Consider the following 14,494-nt stretch of genomic DNA (forward strand, 5'->3'; position numbering starts at 1 on the left):
AATGGAGGAGTTATTACAATTTGTTAGTGAATCGCTGGACAAACATGGAATCGAGTACATGCTTTCTGGTAGCGTGGCCCTGAACGCCTATTCCATTCCACGTTATACACGTGATATTGACATTGTCATTGAACTCCGTTCGGAGAATTTTCCGGTTTTTGCTGACATATTTTTGGAAAGGGAGTGTTACTTCCATCGGGAAAGCGCCGAAGAGGAAGTTCGTCGGCGTGGGATGTTTAATATTATTGATTGGAAGTCTGGAATGAAAATTGATTTTATCATTCGAAAAAATGATGATTTTCAACAGACCGAGTTCGAACGGCGACAACGGAAAACGGTATTGGCTAATGTAGACTGCTGGATTATCTCACCGGAAGACTTGATTATCGCTAAACTCATGTGGATACAGGAACTTCAGAGTCAACAACAGCTAGATGATATTAAAAATCTACTGTACGATTACCCGTTGTTGGATAAATCCTATGTGACAGGCTGGGTTAAGAAAATGCAACTGAATGATTTTGGCCTTTTTGATCAATGAATGATACTCCCGATCATATCAGACGACTTTATTCGGATTTCATAATGAAAAAGTCTGATGAAGAACGTTTTCGAATGGGCTTTGAAATGGCTGATCTCGGACAACGAATGGTTGAAGAGCAGTTCCGGCAGCAATGTCCTGACTGGTCCATTGGGCAGCGTAAAGCCGCTGTTTTTGAGCGAATTTATCGAAATGATTTTTCCGTTGCTGAAATGATACGTATTAAGGCTGCCATTATGAATTTTTATCAGAACGTAAAAAAAGCCTGAACGTTATGGCAAACCAAGTCCCTAAAAAACCAGGTAGTTTATTGCGAACCATCCTAATCGGCCTGTTGATTATTTTCAGTCTGGCACTGCTGGTCGGAACGCTTACGGTCCTGTTTCCGTAATTAACCCACCGAAATGGCCTCTAAAATCACCGAACAGGCTTCCCGTATCTGGTTCTCCGTGATAATCAGGGGCGGGGCAATCCGCATCGAATTGTCGCAGAATAAAAACCAGTCCGTTATAACCCCGCGTTCGATGGCCCGGTCGATCACCGGTTTTAGGACCGCGAAGGACTCGAACTCGACAGCCAGCATCAGCCCCTTGCCGCGAACTTCCCGAATAGCCGGGTGTTTCAATAGGGCTTTAAACAACTGACCTTTGGCTTCGGCCTGCTCATGCAGGTTTTGCTCCCGGATGACCTGCAGCGTCGCCAACGAGGCCGCGCACGAAACCGGATGGCCACCAAAGGTCGTAATGTGGCCTAGAATTGGGTTGTGCCTGAATACGCTCATGATCTCCGTTGAGCTGATGAACGCGCCGATGGGCATGCCTCCGCCCATTCCCTTAGCGCACAGCAGCACATCCGGTACGACCGAAACCCCCTCGAATGCCCAGAACGTGCCGGTCCGACCAAAGCCCGTCTGAATTTCGTCGAAAACCAGCAGCGCACCCACCTCCGAACACCGCTGCCGAACGGCTTGCAGATAAGCCGCATCGGGTACGCGAACGCCCGCTTCGCCCGCTACGACTTCCATAATCACCGCAGCCGTGCGGGAGCTGATCTGCCCGATATCGTCCCAGTTTTGGTAGTGAATATGCCGGATATCGGGGAGGAGAGGGCGGTAATTTTGTTTGAACCGCTCGTCGCCCGAGAGCGACAAAGCACCCTGTGTAGAGCCGTGGTAAGCGTTGAAACAGCTAATGATTTCAGACCGGCCCGTATAGCGTTTCGCCAGCTTCATGGCACCCTCTACCGCTTCGGTGCCCGAATTCGTAAAGTAGACATTGTTCAGGCTAGTTGGCAGCGTACTGGCCAGCGCGTGGGCCAGTTGGGTCTGGGACGTCTGAACGTATTCGCCGTAGACCATCAGGTGCAGGTACTTGTCTAGTTGGGCCTGTATACCCTCCAGCACCTGCGGATGCCGATGGCCGACGTTGCTCACGCCAATGCCGGAGATAAGGTCCATATAACGCTGGCCCTCAGTCCCGAAAAGATAGACACCCTCCGCCCGTTTAATTTCCAACCCTAACGGGAAATCGGAGGTCTGAGCAATATGCTGAAAAAACAACTGGCGATGGGTAATCGTCTGCATTTGTTACTTATAGTACTGATTTCTGAAACCTAACACCCTCAACCATGAAAACAGTTCTTTGGCTGCTGCTTCTTGTGCCAGCGCTTCTACGTGCCCAGATGATCAAAATCTCTCCGGAAGATACCTACCGTAAGCATTCCTTCCTGCTGATGCGGGATGGTTCGGTGGTTCGGGGGCAGATCATCCGGCAGGATAGTTCCTTGGTCACGGTCAGGGTGCGGGGCGAACTGTCGTTTATCGAAGCGGATCAAATCCTTCGGATTTCTGCCAACCGGCCCGGAGATATTCCGCTCCCGGCCGATGCACAAACAACGCCAATAACCTATACGGTGTTTGTGTTTAAAGATGGGACGCAGGTAGAAGGGAAGTACGTTCGGCGCGACAGTACGATGATCACAGTCCGGAAGCGAAACGGGCAGCTGACGTATTTTGAGCCCGAACTGCTCCAGCGGATCGACACCATCCGCACTACATATTCTGGTGTGTCGGCCAGCAGCGGGCTGGGGTTTACGAATCGGTTTTCGCCCTGGCTGCTGACCGGGCTAACCGCCTACACGGCCGAAAAAGGACGGTTCTATTACCGCAACACCCTTGGGCTGATCAATGAATTCGACTTCGGTATCACTCGCCACTGGAGCGTTGGGGCTAGCTTCGTTACGCCCGTACCATATTTGGTGTATACGGATCTTTTTGTTTTCAACGGGTTTCTGGCAAACACGACTAAGCTGTTCTCGACCTTTAGCGTACCCATCGGCGATCGGTTTCGGTTCGGGCTGAATGCGCAATATCAGGATCTGCCCTTTACTGGCAATTTTAGGCGGGGGCCGCTGACATTTCAGGCGCTCGCATCTATTGGAACCCCGCAACGAAACGTAACGCTTGGCTACGGATTGGTCAATCGGGGAGCGCTACGCATCATGCAGAATTATGGACCGTATGGATATACTTATACGGACGTTCCAACCACTAGCCAGTCGTTCCTGACGCTCGGTATTATGCAGAAGGTAGGCCCTTTGCTGACGCTCATCAGTGATAACCGGATCAACCTGGGGAAATTTCTGTATTACGACAGCGACAGGATCGAGCGGGCGTCCGTATCTTTTGCGCTCCGGCTCGACCGGCGTCGGCACGCTTTCGATCTGGGCGCATATGGCCTAATTTATCGGGATAAGTATACATGGAATGATCACCAGGTGCGGGTTCTGCCGTATATTGGGTACAACCTGATTATCGGTCGCGATTAACCCAAACCTCTATGCACCACGTTCTACTGATTGGTCTACTGTTATTTCCGCTGCTGTCGTTCGCGCAGGACGATTATTACCAGCCGAAATCAACGACTGCTCCGCCCAGGCCGACCTATTCCATTCTGCTCAAAGACGGTACCCAACTCCGGGGCGAACTCATCCGTCAGGACAGTACGGAAGCGGTTATCCGGACTCCGAACCTGGGTGAAGTCCACTTGAGAAGCGATCAGATTGTCAGGCTGGAGCAGGTTGGCGCACAGGCCACCGGCGTTTACTTTCCGAATCTGTTTCCGCAAACGATGCGGCTGGCCCCAACGGCTTATTCTGCCGAACGGAATCGGTTCTATTACCGAAACTACCTTTTATATATGAGTCAGTTCGAGTACGGCATCACCGACAACTGGAGCGTCGGCACGACGTTTTACTCGTTTCTGCCGACAGCGCTGTTTAGCCTCAATACCAAAGTAACGGTGCCAGTAAGCAGTCGGGTTCGGGTGGGACTCAGTGCTCAATACGCGGCTGTTCGCCTGCCCGACATCTTTTCAGGACGGGTGCTGGCCGACATCGGGTACGTGCAGGCCCTGGCCACAACCGGCGACCGGCGGAACAATACGACCTTTGGACTCGGCTGGAGTATTGCCAATGGCGATGTGTCTGGCAATGTTATCGCCACCGTTGGCCTGGTTCGGAAAGTGAGCCCAAAACTGACCTTTATCAGTGAGAATTTTGTGCTCCTGGGCGGAAACGCGGTTGGCTTCGCGAGTATTCTATCGGCTGGCCTGCGCTTCGATCGGCAACGGCATGCGTTCGATTTGGCGGCTTACGTACCCGTCCTGGTGGGTTCGCGTAATGCGGTCTTAATTACGCTCATTCCGTTCGGAAGTTACCACCTGCGTATCGGGAAATAAAATCGTTCGTGTCGATTATCCGACGCGATACACGGATTTGCGCTACTTTTGCCGTTATAGTCAGACAATGCCTTCCTGTATGCCCGAACCACCGACCGATCTGCCACCATTTGTCCGCTCCTGGCCCCAGCTCTATGCCATTGTGATGGGGTGCCTGGTTGCCGAAATTGCCTTGTTTTATGGACTAATGGTCTGGCTATCATGAGCGTTCTGGACTGGGCTGTACTGGCGCTGGCGTTGTCGGGAATTGTGGTGTACGGCGTCGTGCGAAGCCGCGGAAATCAGAGCATGAATGATTTTCTGCTGGCGGGTCAATCGCTGCCCTGGTATCACGTCGGCCTGTCGGTGATGGCGACGCAGGCCAGCGCCGTCACGTTTCTGTCGGCACCGGGGCAGGGGTTTGCCGACGGCATGCGCTTCGTGCAGTTTTATTTCGGCCTGCCATTGGCCATGGTGGTGCTGTCGATTACGTTCGTTCCTATTTTCCACCGGCTAAAGATTTTTACGGCCTACGAATTTCTCGAAGATCGCTTCGATACGCGGGTCCGTACCCTGACGGCGGGCCTTTTTCTGCTCCAGCGGGGGCTATCGACCGGCCTGTCGATCTACGCCCCTGCCATCATCCTCTCCACGATTCTGGGTTGGAACATCTACTGGACCAATCTGCTGATGGGAGGAATTGTGCTCGTTTACACCGTAACCGGCGGCACAAAAGCCATATCGTACACCCACCTGCAACAGATGGCCATTGTGACGTTTGCGATGGCGCTGGCGGGTTACCTGACGGTTCGGATGCTACCCGATGGCGTCGGGTTCGTCGATGCGCTGCACGTGGCAGGCAAAGCCGGTCGCATGAACCTGATTGACCTCAAGTTTGACCCAAACAGCCGGTATAATCTGTGGTCAGGTCTGATCGGGGGCTTCTTTTTGCAGTTATCTTACTTTGGCACCGACCAGTCGCAGGTAGGGCGTTACCTGACCGGGCAATCGGTGGGGCAAAGTCGGCTGGGGCTGCTGATGAACGGGTTGCTCAAGGTACCCATGCAGTTTCTGATTTTGCTGGTAGGGGTGCTGGTGTTCGTGTTTTACCAGTTCAATCCGTCGCCGGTTTTCTTCAATAAGCAGGAAACGGAAGGACTGAAGCAGAGTCCATACGCCCGCGACTATCAGCTGGCCGAAATCAAACACCAGAACCTGACGGCGCAGCGGCAGCGGGCGGTGGCCGATATGCAGGCCGCCTTTCAGGCTGGTGACGAAGCCCGGCAGGAAACCGCCGGAACGGTGCTGCGCCAAACCGACGAAGCGCTGAAAGCGGTTAAAGACGATGTGACGAAACTGATCAAAAAAAATAATCCGGCCGCCGATACCAGCGATGTGAATTACGTTTTTCTGCGGTTTGTACTGGACTACCTGCCGCACGGCATGATTGGACTGCTGATTGCCGTCATTTTCAGCGCGTCGATGGGGTCGATTGCATCGGCTTATAGCTCGCTGGCGTCGACAACGGTGGTCGATGTGTACAAACGACTCATTCGAAAGGAGGGAAGCGACGCGCATTACCTGCACGCATCACGCTGGGCAACGATCGGCTGGGGCGTGTTCTGTATCATTGTCGCTCAGTTTGCCAACCAGTTCGGTAGTATGATCGAAGCGGTCAATATTCTCGGTTCTCTGTTCTACGGGGTTATTCTGGGAGTTTTTGTGGTTGCGTTCTACGTAAAACCCATCGGTGGGCGGGCGACGTTCTGGGCTGCAGTTGTCGCCGAAGGGCTGGTCTTTGCCAGTTGGTACCTGGACCTGACCGCATTTCTCTGGCTGAACGCAATTGGCTGTCTGCTGGTGGTTGGGATCGCCTGGCTCCTGCAGCGCACGGTATTCCGATAAAAGGAGTTGTTTAGGCTTTTGAACAAAAATGGCTTTGTCATTCCGACGAAGGAGGAATCTTAGAATAAATCAATCCTCAAGATTCCTCCTTCGTCGGAATGACAACGTTAGCCTCTGAATACTGATTGAGTACATGCCGAATGTAAAAGCTTAAACAGCCTAAAAATAAGAAAGCAGATCGAAGAGTCGATCTGCTTTCTTATACCGTAGCACCATTAGTTACGCTTTCGCTTTTTTCTTTCCAGCCTTCGGTGCTGGGGCTGCCGGTAACTTGGCCGTATATTCCGTGAGGCTTTTCTGGATGCCATCCTTAAAAAAGGCAAAGGCGGGATCGTTCGACGATTGTCCCAGCGTCAGCGCTTTCTGGGCCAGGGGAGCAGCTTCCGCGTAGTTGCCCATTTTGGCCAGAATCTGCGATTTGGTGTACAGATTCCGGAAGGTCTCTTTGGCGGCAATCGCCTTGTCGACCCAGGTCAGTGACTGCTCCAGATTTCGCCCTTTAGACACGTTATAGCTGGCAGCCGCCATAAGAACGTCCGGATCGTTGGGCTTCTCGGCAACGGCTTTATCGACATTGGCGGCTGCGTTGGCATTAACGTCGACTTTCAGGTCTGCATCGGCTTTGGCGTTGGCCCAGCGGAAATTCATTTTCGCCGTACTATCGGTCAGGTCGCTGAAGCCGATGGTGAATGTTTCAACCATTTCGCTGTTTTCAGCGGGCGTCAGACTGACTCGCAACGCATCTTCTTCCTGCTTGTAGGTTGCTTCCGTGCTGGTCTTGTTCTTGCTGAAAATGACGGTATAGCTACCGTCTTCGGGGATCGATAAAAGTGCATAACTGCCCGCGGGTAGCATCTTGCCGTTGACTTTCAGATCGGTCGTAGACGTAAACAGAGTCGGTCCGTTGGCACCCGTACGCCATACTTTTCCGGTAGGTACAAAATTGTCGGTAAAGGGTTGGCGACCTTTCAGACCAGGGCGCGAGTAGGATACGGTCACATCTGTGGTGCCAATCGTCTGCATAACAGTAGCACCAGGACTGGGCGAAGGCAGTTTGATCTGGGCAATAGCCAGTTTTGTGATCAGGCAAAGCACACTGGCGGTGAGCAAAGGTTTGTACATGTCGATGGGGTATTGAAAATTCGGCACCAAATTGCGGCTTTTTATGAACAAACCCAAGTATGCACCGCCAATCCCTGCTCCAGCTTCTTCGCCAGCACCAGCCTCTCGACGCCAACGAATGGGCCATGACCCAAGCCACGATCGCGTTTGTAGAAGCTAATCCAGCCGCTTTCGAACGTTCGTTACCGAGCGGGCACATTACGGGTTCGGCCTGGGTGGTCAGCCCCGATCGGCAGCAGGTTTTGTTGATTCACCACCGCAAACTCGACCGGTGGTTGCAGCCGGGTGGCCATGCCGACGGCGATCCTGACGTGGCAGCTGTGGCCTTACGCGAAGCGCAGGAAGAAACCGGGGTGACTTCGTTACGGCTAATTTTTCTCACCAGCGAACCGGTTCCGGCCGGGGAGTCACCTGCCATTTTCGATGTCGATATTCACCCGATTCCTGCCCGAAACGGGGTGCCCGAGCATCTGCATTATGACATCCGCTTTCTGTTGGAAGCTGACCCGGATGAGCCATTAGGTTATTCTGATGAAATTAAGAATATTCGGTGGGTTTCTGTCGAAAAGCTTAATATTTATACTAGTTCAACGTCTATTTTCAGACTTGCCCGTAAAATTATTGAAAAACTATAAATATAGTAGCTGTTTTTATTGTTTTATGTAGAACAGATTGTATAGATTTGTTTTACAACAAAACCTCAGAAACGGCCATGAAAATGTTAACCATTGTGCTCCTCGGCGCGAGCTTATTAGCGCTGTCAGGGCACGCCTACTCACAGGATCAACGAAGCGACGGGACGAACAAGCCGCTCAATAACCCGATGTATTCGACCAGTAACTATAAACACCCTAATATGGCAGCTGCGGCTCGTCGCTGGGAGAAGAAGGAAGGCGTACCGGTTCGGAAACCGTCGCCTAACGATGCGCAACTGGCTAATTACAAAAACCAGATGCCCGTTGCGCAGCCAGCTGGTGGCGTTACGGTCGATCATACGCCCTCGGCCAGTCTGGCCGACCGAAACTATAAAATCCAGCGGGTAAGCGAACCGGCTTCGTCCAGCGCTGGGAATGAGTATCTGGTTAAAAAGCAGAAGCGTAAAGCCGACTCGACTACCATCGGTGAATAATAATGTGTCGCGCCCAGCCGTGATTCATTAAAGACGATCCTGATAGAGCTGCAAGTTCTCAGCATCAAAACATACGAATCGAATCTCCTGAATGGAGGACGGTTGTTCCAGAAAGCGGTCGACAGTAGCCATGGCTACGTCGGCCGCTTTGCCTTTTGGATAGCCGTAAATACCGGTGCTGATGTTTGGAAAGGCAATACTTGCCAACCCTTGGCCAGCAGCAATTTCCAGTGCCCGGCGATAGCAGCTCGCCAGTAGGTCTGGCTCACCGTGGGAACCGCCCCGCCAGACCGGACCTACGGCATGGATCACGTAGTTGGCGGGTAACCGATACCCTTTCGTAATCTTTGCATCGCCGGTTTTGCAGCCGTGCAGCATCCGGCACTCGAATACCAAATCGGGACCGGCAGCGCGATGAATAGCGCCATCGACACCGCCACCCCCGAGCAAACTGGTATTGGCCGCGTTGACAATGGCGTCGATCGCCTGTTTGGTAATATCCCCCTGGATTATCTGAATCGTTGCCATGGCTCAAGGGTTTACGGCAGGACTGATGAAAGCTGCGGCATCCGGCCAATCCTGTACCCGAAACCGCGAACCATCGTCTACTGTTTTATTACTTTCAGGGTCCGTTTTCGGTCGCCGGAAACAAGCGTCATGACGTAAACGCCGGCCGATAATCCGAGGTTCGGTACCGCAACGGATGTCTGACTGGGCGTCGTATAGCGTTTTTGCCAGAGCACCCGCCCGGTTAAGTCGGTCAGCGAAGCATCGACTGGCGCACCGGTCGAGAGCCCCTCCAACTGGATGCTCAACGGTGCGTTGTCGCTGAACGGATTCGAGAAAATAAGCAGCGGTATCGACGCCGGATCGGTGGCTAACGGAGCCAGCGTCTGAGCTATGGTGGAAGCCCGCTCGAAATTCGGAATGCCATAGCCTAACTCGTTGTTGGGCGTGGCAAACTGGCTACCCGACCGACGCATAACCTCGGTAACCTGGGCGGCCGTCAGCTTCGGATACGCCTGCCAGAAACCCGCTACCAGCCCCGCTACCAATGGCGTAGCGTAGGAAGTTCCATTCCCTAGTCCTATAGTATTGGTGGCTAGCCCAATCACGACGCCCTGCCCACGAGCCGCCAGGTCGGGCTTTATTCGTCCATCCGCCGAGGGGCCGAACGAACTGAACGATGCCTGAATGCCCGTCTGGGTAACGGCACCGATAGCCAGCACGGAGGCCGCGTCGGATGGCACAGAGAGGTAATGCCAGGGCTTACTGCCATCGTTTCCAACGGCCACCACCACTACTATGCCGGTTTCGGTCGCAATCTGAGCCGCTCGGGTGCAAAGGGCGGTTTTTCCATCCAGGTTCTGATACGTATAACTGGCAGCCGTATTATCGAACTCGGTATAACCCAGCGATGAACTGATGACATCGACGCCCGCGCTGTCGGCATATTCAGCCCCCAACAGCCAGTTGGCTTCTTCAATCTGTTTCTCCGTGGGATCATCTTCCGTGCGAAGCAGAATGAACGACGCTTTATAGGCTGTACCGTACAGTTGTTTATCGGCTGTGGCGGCTATGGTCGATAGCACTTCCATACCGTGGGAGGCATCTTCGTAAACGCTGGTTTCCTTCGCCACAAAATCGTAGGTGGCCAGTACGCGTTTTTCGTCGAAGACCGGTTTCAGGAAACTCACGGTATTGGCATTTTGAAAGCCGGCATCCAGTATGCCGATCAGCATGCCTTCGCCGTGGTAACCCTGCTGGTGCATTTTATCGACCCCAATCTGGGTAATCTGATTGGTCGAGGTGCCGTAGTCCAGCGGGGTATCGGCAGCCCGTCGGGCCGAATTGGTCGCTTCGACGGATTTGATCCGGGGCTGATCGATGGGCCGTACGGCATTCAGCGCCCGCCCAAACTCCAGTCCTTTCACAAACGGTAAAGCCTGCACCGCGGCAATCGTCGCGTCGTTGGCTTCGACCAGCACGGCATTGAGCCAGCGCGAGGTAAACCAGACCGTAGCACCTGCCTGCCGAATCTGCGTGACGTAGGCTGGGTTGACGGGAAAGTCGCGCTCCTGCACCGCAATACTCTGTTTCTGACGACGCTGTATGGATCGGGTCGACAGAAACTGTTCCGGTTTGCCGACGCTATAGGGCGAGTTGGCTTTGTCGCGCAGTAAAACCAGGTACTTGCTTCCCTGCCCATACCCCACGCTCTGAACCAACAGCCACAGCCCGAGAATATAGCCGATCTTATTCTTTTCCATACGTCCGAATGCGGTACACTTGTCGAATCCCATAATCAATTTGTGAATGCCCCAGACAGGCTGGCGTAGCGGTGCAAAACTGGAGCTGTGTGCGTTCTTTGTAAATAAGCCCAATCTGACGGGCATAAACTTCAAGCCGTCTATCCTGCGCAGTCAGTGTCGAATCGTCCTGCGCCACGACCGTAGCGGTTTGGTCGAATGGTTTATCCAGTACGTAATAAACCTGCCCAACGTTGCGCAGTTCATAGTCGTCACGATCGGCTCCGTTTCGCTGGTTGCCGTTCCAGCTAAGCCGGTTCATGACAGGAAACACCAGTTTGACAAAATCCTTTCCGTTTTCGGCGCGGATCGCTTCGTCGTGAAAAAGCCGGACCGACCAGACCGAATCGGCCTGCCAGGGCTCTGTTTCTTTGGCTCGGCGGTAGCGCATCAGCCGATATGACTGCTGTCCCTCCACATCGCTGTACGCTTCGCCGATCTGCTCTTTCAACTGATAAGTTCGCTCGGTAGGCGCTGCGTTCAGGCGGTATTGCTGCTCCTGCACGTCGTAAATAATGTATCGGCCTGTTTCCAGCGGAAAATAGCTGCTATCGATCGTAACTGGTTCGGTTGTTGACGACTGACATCGAAAACAAACGAAAGCGACAACCAGAAGTGAGCCAATACGAACCGGCATAAGCTGAGAGGATATAAACGTTTGAAGATAATGGGTTTATACCGTGCGGACAAATTCCACGTCGTTCTGCAGAAAAGTACGCCACGGGGCGCCCTGATAATTCGCCGTTTGTGTCATCGGTGTATAAAGACGTCTCAGGAATATGAGCGTTTGAGGAGACGAAGGGTAGATAAGGATTTAGCTCGTACTTTGGCCGACATATAACGGATTATAGAACAGAAAAAAGGGGCTTTTTAATATTATGAATAGTAGTGCTCGTCTGATTAATTATGGGATATTGCCAGTGGCTGTTGCAACACCCAGAACTGGCCAGAATTTAGGTCTTTAAACGGCCGTCTTCTGACTCAAAAGAATCAAAAATATGAATTGATTTCCGGCTCCCTGAGCGACTTATTTACTTTTGCAACCGCCACCTGAATTATGTCAATACGGTAACTCTGTATAAGCCGGTTCCTGCTATCAAGCCAATCAATGCCCCTACCAGGATCTCCAGTAAGGTATGTCTTCCTAACACCAGTCTGGAGACTCCAATTAAGATCGAGAACCCCCCCATCACTAATCCCAAAGGTTGATTGATACTATAAATCGCCCAAGTCAGGAAAAAGGAAAGTGAGGTATGTAAAGACACTTTTAAATACTTATTTACCCCGTACGAACTAACAACCAACAGCAGGCCGCAGGCTGTTCCATAGGAAATGGGGCGGGGTTGATGAGTAGCAAACAAAAGTACTGTCATCAGAGCTATTGACCCAATCAGGACTGGATAGAATTGAGCGCGTTGTCTTTGATCGGACACATCAAAATCAGTGTACTGACCCCGCTTTACTTGTTGGTAATTATACCATGAGATCGGTATCACCACACCACCAAGTAGCAGTGCGGAGATGACCATGGCATTTCCGATAGGTAACCGTTGGAACGTTAGACAGAGGGCAAATAAGGAAATTGTAAGCAGAGGATGTCCTAGAATGGAGAGGGCTTTTGCTATGCGGTAGATAAAGGGGGAAACAGGTTTCATAAGTAAGCACGTTGGAGGACTACTAAACAGTAGGGGGCGAGTTACTGCTCATAAGTTTATCTTCAGGATCTTTTGTTATACTGTTACTAGTATGTTAATCATCCAATTGATTTACTTTTTTTCTTCGATGAGCCGCAGCCCCGATTTCGTATCTAGAAAGTAATGTCTATAAGTGCCCATTCCTGAAAAATAGGTGCTAAGCCAAAAGGCCTCTTCTGTTGAAGAAATTAGAGCACCTGTTGACCGTATATTGTTCAAACTGCTGAGAATGCGCTGATAATAGTAGCTCTTACCTAATTCAAAATGCAGATAAACTATTTTCCCTCTGGTCAGCTCAATGCCTATGCTGTCGATATTTGTTTCCAGTAATGTGCAGTTGCCAATTTTAATTTTTTTATCGGGGGCCTGCGTAATGATTAACGAATTGGATGGTAAGCAGTAAAAATAAACTTTGGCAGTCGGTTGACTTTGCCCAGCTATCTGATGAGTGTACGATACCAACAAATACAACACTATAGCTACTACCTTCATACTTACTTGTATAATTTATTATATGTTAGCCAAAGTACGGTAGTACGAGCTACATACTGTTTCGGTAAACGCCCGTTTCAAGGGATGGTTGCCGAACTTCTGCCAATGGCGTGAATTCGAGCTATCTCGATCTGAACTTGTTATCCGCACAGGCGGCTCTGGCTCCGCCCAACCGCAGTCGCAGACGGTCGTTACGGCGGACTATGTCCAATTTTCAGTGATACGCCTGAGTTTGTAAGGCGGATTTCTCTCAAATGACGGTAGCGGCCAAACGTGAATTATTGGATGACAGAAACAACTGACCACCCGTGTCGTACTTTTTGCAGAATTCCCCGATTCAGTGCAACGGCGATGGACATGATTAAAGCAGGCGTGTCCCGGTTCCAAATCGTGGCACGCTTGCCGGTAGCCTTTATTTTTCTTCACGCAAAAAGCTATATAATGAACAGAGGTTGCGGGGCAGGGCAGTTTGAAACCGCGCCATTCCCGCAACCCCTGCCCTTACCTTTCTGCCCGCTGCTATTTAAGCGTCAGCAAGTACCCGATGGTGAAGTTAGCGTCCCAATCGAAGACGAACTGGTTGCAGCCGGTCGCGTCGGCAATGGACTTGTAGATGTTCAGCCCGGCCTTCGACTTGGCATTGTCGAGTTTATAGGCCGATGGAGCGTCCAGAACAGTATACCGCTCTTTGCCTTTCCGGACTGACTTGGCCAGTTCGAACGGCACCCCGCCAATGATGAAACAGGTTTTGCGGTGATCGGAAGGGATTTGTTTGGCTTTTGCTTTGACTTCGTCATAAACGGTGCCATCGCTGGTGCCGCTTTCGAAATATTTCGCTCCATAGGTTTCCAGCGCCTTCGTCGAGCTACCTTCTTTCCACGAAATCTTGGTGTTCCCCGAACCGATGTCTGTTACGAACGAGTTGTCGTAAAATTCGGTCGGCAGTACTGCCCGCAAGCCCAGCGAGCCTTCCTGTTCCGGCGTAACGGTATTAACGACGTAGTTCAGTGATTTGAGCGCCTTGATAATCTTTTGCGTGACTTCGGCCTTGACGGCACCTGAACTTACCACAAACTGAATATTACGTCCGCTGACGCCAAAATCGAGCATTTTACCGATGTAGCTTTTCAGTCCCGACCGAATATCGGTATCGGTAGCCATGTTTTCCAGCACCAGGCTGTTGCCGAACTCAGCTTTTTCGAGCTTCCAGCGCTTCTGGTCGTCGATGCGAACGATGAATGAGTTGAACCCACTGGCTCCCAGCTCGACGACGCCTTTCAGTTGACCATTTTCTGGCTCCGGAGCCGTGTATGTAAACGCCGGCCCCGACTGGCTGCTGGAGGCTTCATCGGACGAGCCCGACGATGAAGACGACGCACTGGATTCATCGACGGATTCTTTGGCCGTTTCGTTGTCGGTCCGTGGCATGGTTTGCGACTCCGAATATTCTTTGTCTTTCGGCTGAAGCTTGCGGAGGGCTTCGTTGCCGCCGAAATAACGGAACGCGAAGAAAATGGCGGCCAGAATCAGGCCCGTGATAAGCAGCCGGCCGGCTACGGTTAAACGTTGCATGGAGTTATAATTTT

General features: G+C 51.9%; 16 protein-coding genes. 8 read left to right on the plus strand and 8 right to left on the minus strand.

Annotated features, from left to right (window positions below):
* The first annotated feature begins 1 nt into the window (after window position 1).
* On the plus strand, window positions 2-541 hold the full coding sequence (locus ACYVC2_RS03705) for a nucleotidyl transferase AbiEii/AbiGii toxin family protein (RefSeq protein WP_461100939.1): 540 nt from the start codon (window positions 2-4) through the stop codon (window positions 539-541).
* A gap of 44 nt (window positions 542-585) precedes the next feature.
* Window positions 586-810 carry a hypothetical protein gene (locus ACYVC2_RS03710; protein ID WP_461100940.1) on the plus strand — a complete coding sequence of 75 codons (225 nt, stop codon included), beginning with the start codon at window positions 586-588 and terminating at the stop codon, window positions 808-810.
* A 122-nt stretch (window positions 811-932) separates the two neighbouring features.
* On the opposite strand, the gene ACYVC2_RS03715 is transcribed toward ACYVC2_RS03710, so the two are convergent.
* Window positions 933-2,123 carry an aspartate aminotransferase family protein gene (locus ACYVC2_RS03715; RefSeq protein WP_461100941.1) on the minus strand — a complete coding sequence of 397 codons (1,191 nt, stop codon included), beginning with the start codon at window positions 2,121-2,123 and terminating at the stop codon, window positions 933-935.
* Between the two features lie 44 nt (window positions 2,124-2,167).
* Between ACYVC2_RS03715 and ACYVC2_RS03720 the strand changes: the two genes are divergently transcribed.
* The 4 genes from ACYVC2_RS03720 (at window position 2,168) to ACYVC2_RS03735 (ending at window position 6,162) form a co-directional block, all read left to right on the plus strand.
* Window positions 2,168-3,367: a hypothetical protein gene (locus tag ACYVC2_RS03720; protein WP_461100942.1), complete on the plus strand. Its 1,200-nt coding sequence runs from the start codon at window positions 2,168-2,170 to the stop codon at window positions 3,365-3,367.
* 11 nt (window positions 3,368-3,378) lie between these two features.
* The gene (locus ACYVC2_RS03725) at window positions 3,379-4,278 is read left to right on the plus strand and encodes a hypothetical protein (protein WP_461100943.1); all 900 of its coding nucleotides are present in this window, start codon (window positions 3,379-3,381) and stop codon (window positions 4,276-4,278) included.
* Between the two features lie 79 nt (window positions 4,279-4,357).
* Window positions 4,358-4,483: a hypothetical protein gene (locus ACYVC2_RS03730; RefSeq protein ID WP_461100944.1), complete on the plus strand. Its 126-nt coding sequence runs from the start codon at window positions 4,358-4,360 to the stop codon at window positions 4,481-4,483.
* The gene (locus ACYVC2_RS03735) at window positions 4,480-6,162 is read left to right on the plus strand and encodes a sodium:solute symporter family protein (protein WP_461100946.1); all 1,683 of its coding nucleotides are present in this window, start codon (window positions 4,480-4,482) and stop codon (window positions 6,160-6,162) included. The genes ACYVC2_RS03730 and ACYVC2_RS03735 overlap by 4 nt, the downstream gene beginning before the upstream one ends.
* Before the next feature lie 219 nt (window positions 6,163-6,381).
* Here ACYVC2_RS03735 and ACYVC2_RS03740 read toward each other — a convergent pair whose 3' ends face one another.
* Window positions 6,382-7,284, minus strand: coding sequence for a DUF2911 domain-containing protein (locus ACYVC2_RS03740; RefSeq protein WP_461100947.1), 903 nt, complete (start codon window positions 7,282-7,284; stop codon window positions 6,382-6,384).
* Window positions 7,285-7,343: 59 nt separating this feature from the next.
* On the opposite strand from ACYVC2_RS03740, the gene ACYVC2_RS03745 reads away from it, so the two are divergent.
* Window positions 7,344-7,919 carry an NUDIX hydrolase gene (locus ACYVC2_RS03745; RefSeq protein ID WP_461100948.1) on the plus strand — a complete coding sequence of 192 codons (576 nt, stop codon included), beginning with the start codon at window positions 7,344-7,346 and terminating at the stop codon, window positions 7,917-7,919.
* A 77-nt stretch (window positions 7,920-7,996) separates the two neighbouring features.
* Window positions 7,997-8,413, plus strand: a complete 417-nt coding sequence (locus ACYVC2_RS03750; RefSeq protein ID WP_461100949.1) for a hypothetical protein — start codon at window positions 7,997-7,999, stop codon at window positions 8,411-8,413.
* A gap of 27 nt (window positions 8,414-8,440) precedes the next feature.
* Here ACYVC2_RS03750 and ACYVC2_RS03755 read toward each other — a convergent pair whose 3' ends face one another.
* From ACYVC2_RS03755 to ACYVC2_RS03780, 6 genes are all read right to left on the minus strand, one after another.
* Window positions 8,441-8,941, minus strand: coding sequence for an O-acetyl-ADP-ribose deacetylase (locus ACYVC2_RS03755; RefSeq protein WP_461100950.1), 501 nt, complete (start codon window positions 8,939-8,941; stop codon window positions 8,441-8,443).
* Between the two features lie 77 nt (window positions 8,942-9,018).
* Window positions 9,019-10,683 (minus strand): S8 family serine peptidase, encoded by a 1,665-nt coding sequence (locus ACYVC2_RS03760; protein WP_461100951.1) that lies wholly within the window; start codon window positions 10,681-10,683, stop codon window positions 9,019-9,021.
* A complete protein-coding gene (locus tag ACYVC2_RS03765) occupies window positions 10,670-11,359 on the minus strand; it encodes a hypothetical protein (RefSeq protein ID WP_461100952.1) in 690 nt (229 codons plus the stop codon). Before ACYVC2_RS03765 ends, ACYVC2_RS03760 begins: the two co-directional genes overlap by 14 nt.
* A gap of 418 nt (window positions 11,360-11,777) precedes the next feature.
* Entirely contained in the window at window positions 11,778-12,377 is a 600-nt protein-coding gene (locus tag ACYVC2_RS03770) for a phosphatase PAP2 family protein (protein WP_461100953.1), read from the minus strand.
* Between the two features lie 111 nt (window positions 12,378-12,488).
* Window positions 12,489-12,908, minus strand: a complete 420-nt coding sequence (locus ACYVC2_RS03775; protein ID WP_461100954.1) for a hypothetical protein — start codon at window positions 12,906-12,908, stop codon at window positions 12,489-12,491.
* A 519-nt stretch (window positions 12,909-13,427) separates the two neighbouring features.
* On the minus strand, window positions 13,428-14,480 hold the full coding sequence (locus tag ACYVC2_RS03780) for a hypothetical protein (protein WP_461100955.1): 1,053 nt from the start codon (window positions 14,478-14,480) through the stop codon (window positions 13,428-13,430).
* Window positions 14,481-14,494: the final 14 nt, after the last annotated feature.

The sequence above is a fragment of the Spirosoma koreense genome (genome assembly GCF_054777875.1).

What these genes read in the sequence shown, in the direction of transcription:
- ACYVC2_RS03715 (WP_461100941.1), bottom strand. Translation starts at nt 2,123, where the DNA reads ATGCAGACGATTACCCATCGCCAGTTGTTTTTTCAGCATATTGCTCAG.
- ACYVC2_RS03735 (WP_461100946.1), top strand. Translation starts at nt 4,480, where the DNA reads ATGAGCGTTCTGGACTGGGCTGTACTGGCGCTGGCGTTGTCGGGAATT.
- ACYVC2_RS03760 (WP_461100951.1), bottom strand. Translation starts at nt 10,683, where the DNA reads ATGGAAAAGAATAAGATCGGCTATATTCTCGGGCTGTGGCTGTTGGTT.
- ACYVC2_RS03755 (WP_461100950.1), bottom strand. Translation starts at nt 8,941, where the DNA reads ATGGCAACGATTCAGATAATCCAGGGGGATATTACCAAACAGGCGATC.
- ACYVC2_RS03780 (WP_461100955.1), bottom strand. Translation starts at nt 14,480, where the DNA reads ATGCAACGTTTAACCGTAGCCGGCCGGCTGCTTATCACGGGCCTGATT.
- ACYVC2_RS03745 (WP_461100948.1), top strand. Translation starts at nt 7,344, where the DNA reads ATGCACCGCCAATCCCTGCTCCAGCTTCTTCGCCAGCACCAGCCTCTC.
- ACYVC2_RS03740 (WP_461100947.1), bottom strand. Translation starts at nt 7,284, where the DNA reads ATGTACAAACCTTTGCTCACCGCCAGTGTGCTTTGCCTGATCACAAAA.
- ACYVC2_RS03730 (WP_461100944.1), top strand. Translation starts at nt 4,358, where the DNA reads ATGCCCGAACCACCGACCGATCTGCCACCATTTGTCCGCTCCTGGCCC.
- ACYVC2_RS03775 (WP_461100954.1), bottom strand. Translation starts at nt 12,908, where the DNA reads ATGAAGGTAGTAGCTATAGTGTTGTATTTGTTGGTATCGTACACTCAT.
- ACYVC2_RS03725 (WP_461100943.1), top strand. Translation starts at nt 3,379, where the DNA reads ATGCACCACGTTCTACTGATTGGTCTACTGTTATTTCCGCTGCTGTCG.
- ACYVC2_RS03750 (WP_461100949.1), top strand. Translation starts at nt 7,997, where the DNA reads ATGAAAATGTTAACCATTGTGCTCCTCGGCGCGAGCTTATTAGCGCTG.
- ACYVC2_RS03770 (WP_461100953.1), bottom strand. Translation starts at nt 12,377, where the DNA reads ATGAAACCTGTTTCCCCCTTTATCTACCGCATAGCAAAAGCCCTCTCC.
- ACYVC2_RS03720 (WP_461100942.1), top strand. Translation starts at nt 2,168, where the DNA reads ATGAAAACAGTTCTTTGGCTGCTGCTTCTTGTGCCAGCGCTTCTACGT.
- ACYVC2_RS03765 (WP_461100952.1), bottom strand. Translation starts at nt 11,359, where the DNA reads ATGCCGGTTCGTATTGGCTCACTTCTGGTTGTCGCTTTCGTTTGTTTT.
- ACYVC2_RS03705 (WP_461100939.1), top strand. Translation starts at nt 2, where the DNA reads ATGGAGGAGTTATTACAATTTGTTAGTGAATCGCTGGACAAACATGGA.
- ACYVC2_RS03710 (WP_461100940.1), top strand. Translation starts at nt 586, where the DNA reads ATGAAAAAGTCTGATGAAGAACGTTTTCGAATGGGCTTTGAAATGGCT.